This window comes from Streptomyces sp. NPDC059900 (assembly GCF_050270335.1).
In the GTDB taxonomy this organism is placed as follows: Bacteria; Actinomycetota; Actinomycetes; order Streptomycetales; family Streptomycetaceae; genus Streptomyces.
Genome location: NZ_JBNNJZ010000766.1, coordinates 1 through 3,255, shown reverse-complemented (window position 1 = coordinate 3,255; position 3,255 = coordinate 1). Strand labels below are relative to the sequence as shown.

The window sequence follows — 3,255 nt, the reverse complement described above, 5'->3', positions numbered from 1 at the left end:
CTATCGAGGTGACGAGCCCGGACGGTGTGGAACTCCGGTTGTCGGCCGGCCATCTCTACGCCGACGGCATCCTCGTCGTGAACGAAACGGACGTCCCGTACGACAAGCAGCCCGACCGGATCGGCGCGAAGGTCGCGTGGCCGCCGGGCGACGGCTGGTACGCGGTCTTCCTCGACGTATGGCGACGCCTCGTGACGGCCCGGGACGACCCGTCGATCCGCGAGGTGGCGCTCGGCGGCCCGACGACATCGGCGCGCGAGCGCACGGTGTGGCAGGCCCGGCACGCCCCCGTGTCGCCCGACTGGACCTGCGAGAAGGGGCTGAAGCCACCGCCCGACACGACCGGTCTGATGGCGGCGCGCGCGACCCCCGAGGCCGCGGCGACAAGGCCTTGCCTGGTCCCCCCGCTGGCCGGTTACACAGGCCTGGAGAACCAGCTCTACCGGGTGGAGGTGCTCACCTCTGGCGCGGCCCTCGACATCAGCGCCGGGTCACGCCTGTTGCCGGTTGTCTCCATCCCTCCCGGTACGACCCGCGAGGTCGAGCTGTCAGCGGCGGACGCGGCGACCCTCGCCGTGGGGGCTGTGGTCGAGCTGGTCGCGACAGCGCCGGACAGCAAGCCGCTCGACGCGACGTTCGCCCAAGTCGCCGCTATCAGCCCAGGAAGCGGGATCGTCACCCTCACGGGGCAAGTGCCGGAGATCGACGCGGCCGCCGCTCCGGCACTACGACCTGCCGAGGCGGCGGTGGTCGTGTCGCGCGAGAACGGGTCGGTGGTCACCGGTGTGACGCGCATCGACGGCGCCGAGGTGACGGTCGCCGACATCGGGCCGGACGATGTTCTTGGCTTCGCGCCCGGCCAGTGGGTGGAGCTCACCGACGACGCGATCGAACTCGAAGGGCCGGCTCGCCTGCTCCGCCAGGTGACGTCCGTCGACAGGGGGCGGCGCACCATCACCCTCGGCATTGAGGTGCCGCGACTGTCAGCCCATCAGGACGGGGTCGATGCCGACCGCCATCCCAAACTGCGCCGCTGGGACACCGCCCGGGCCGTGGCGTTCCACCCGGACGGGACGAGCTGGATCCACCTGGAGAACGGCATCGAGGTACGGTTCACGGCCGGTCACTACGAGAGCGGCGACTTCTGGCATTTCCCGGCCCGCACCGCCGTCGTGGACCCGGACTCGGGCACGATCGAATGGCCGCACGACGAATCCGAGGCACCGGCGGAGATCGCCCCTGCCGGCGTCGAGCATCACTACTGCCTCCTTGCTCGCGTCCGCGTCAAGACCGGCCAGGGCAACGTGCCGCAGACCACCGTCGTCGACGACTGCCGCAACCTGTTCCCGCCCCTGACGGCCCTGACGAACCTGCTGTATGTCGGCGGCGACGGCCAGGAGGCCCGGCGTGGCGCCCCCGCTTTCCCGCAGGTGCCGGCCCCGCTGGCGGTACGGGTCGTCAACGGCGCGCTCCCGGTGGCCGGGGCCCGCGTGCGTTTCAGCGTGACGGAGGGCCAAGGCCGCCTCGGCCACGCCGAGCCGACAACCGACGGGAACGGCCTCGCGCAGACCGCGTGGGACCTGGACCCCACCACTCCGGCTCAGACCGTCGAGGCGCACCTGCTCGACCATGCGGGCGGCGAGATCGGCCACCAGGTGGTGACCTTTCATGCCACGGTCGACGACGAACACGGCTGCTGCGTCTGTGTGGGACCCGGCGAGGAGTTCCCCACGTTGGACTCCGCGCTCCGCGCTCTCCTCGATCAGGGCGCCCACGTCCTGTGCCTGTGCCTCGCGCCGGGCATCCACCACGTCCAGGAGGTACTGCTCGCCGCCGACCCGACAGGCCCCCCGCTCCACCTGTCGGTGCACGGCTGCGGGCGAGGCACCAAAGTCCGTGTGCAGGGCGACTGGCGGATCGACGGCTGGGCATCGTTCCGGCTTCGCGACCTGGATGTCCAATTCGTGCGCGACCATGGATTGACCACGCAGGCCGTCGACGACGTAGAACTGGAGAACGTCCATGTGACCGGCGTCCTGGCACAGGGATCACTCGTCCGGATCCACGACGCGCGGGGTGTCTCGGTCATCGGCTGCGATCTCAGGCCACGCACCCTCAAGGGGCTTCGGCGTCTCTCCGAGCTGCTGAAGGGATTCGGGCCGCTCGAACAGCTGTGGCTGGAGGACGACGAGCGTTTCGAGGACGCGTTGCGCGGCGCCGCCACCGAGCTGCACCAGGCTAAGGAGGACACCCGGACGGAAATGGCGAACGATCTGCACCGCCTTGCCGCCGACGGGCGCCGCCGACTGCCCGGGTCGCTGGCGATCCGGCTGACCCACCTCGCGGAGATTCTCGCAAAGAACGTCACCGTGGCTGGCCTGACCGGCGTGCTGCGCCTGCTCCCGGCGGCATACGGCGGGGTGGAACCGGCCGTCGCCCTCGAGGTCGGCACGCGCGACGACTTCCAGAAGGAGATCGGCAGGCCCGCATTCGTACGCGAGGCCCGTATCGTCGTCGCCCGCAACGAGATCGCCGGCGACCTCAGCTTCTACGGTCGGCCCGACCAAGATCGACTGACCCCGGAGGAGCGCACCGCACTCTCCGACTGGATCCGCGACGGCGCACTCAAGCGCGCTGTCGCGGGGTCGGTCGACGTCAGGGAGAACCACCTGCTGCGGCTGCTCGTCTCGTCCGGGATGATCCGAGCCGTACGTGAAGCGTCGACTAACAAGACTCTGCTGGTCACCACGTACAACACCTTCCATGTCACCGGCAACGTTATTGACGGACAGGACGGCCAGATCCTGGCCAGGCAGGTGAACGTGGCAGGCAACAACTTCACTGTTGACGCCGTCCCTGCGCCGCCGACGACCGTGCCGCCCGCGACCGTCGTCATCGCCGACTCGGCGATCCTTTCTGCCAACCACGGCGTCCTTGTGCCCTTTCCGAAAGCCGGCGACTTCCCGATCGAAATCCACCAGATAGCCAGAGTCATGGCGGAGGGCCTGAACCTGGACCTTCAGATCCTGTGAGGGGCGCCGACTGCAGAGTCGTCACATCCGATCGTCGCCGCCGTCAGGAACCACACCGTCTGGCGCAGCGGCGGGAAGGGGATGCAGATCCACGTAAGGAGCAGATTCAGCGCCAGCAGGACGCACGCGTCCGCGTCGATGCCGATCGGTAAGACCACCGAGAAGCCGTCGACGCCCTTCTTCTCAGCCAGCTCGCTCACGGCCGCGTACGCCCCCGCGAACC

Annotated in this window: 1 protein-coding gene and 1 pseudogene; one reads left to right on the top strand and one right to left on the bottom strand. The window is 69.5% G+C overall.

The genetic code is table 11. The features are described 5' to 3' along the window. Positions 1-3,032: DUF6519 domain-containing protein (locus ACQKIP_RS43560; RefSeq protein WP_427745551.1), on the top strand; the 3,032-nt coding region annotated here is incomplete at its 5' end. An 11-nt stretch (positions 3,033-3,043) separates the two neighbouring features. Here ACQKIP_RS43560 and ACQKIP_RS43555 read toward each other — a convergent pair. Beyond that, positions 3,044-3,255, bottom strand: a pseudogene (locus ACQKIP_RS43555) (DUF2637 domain-containing protein); the annotation flags it as partial.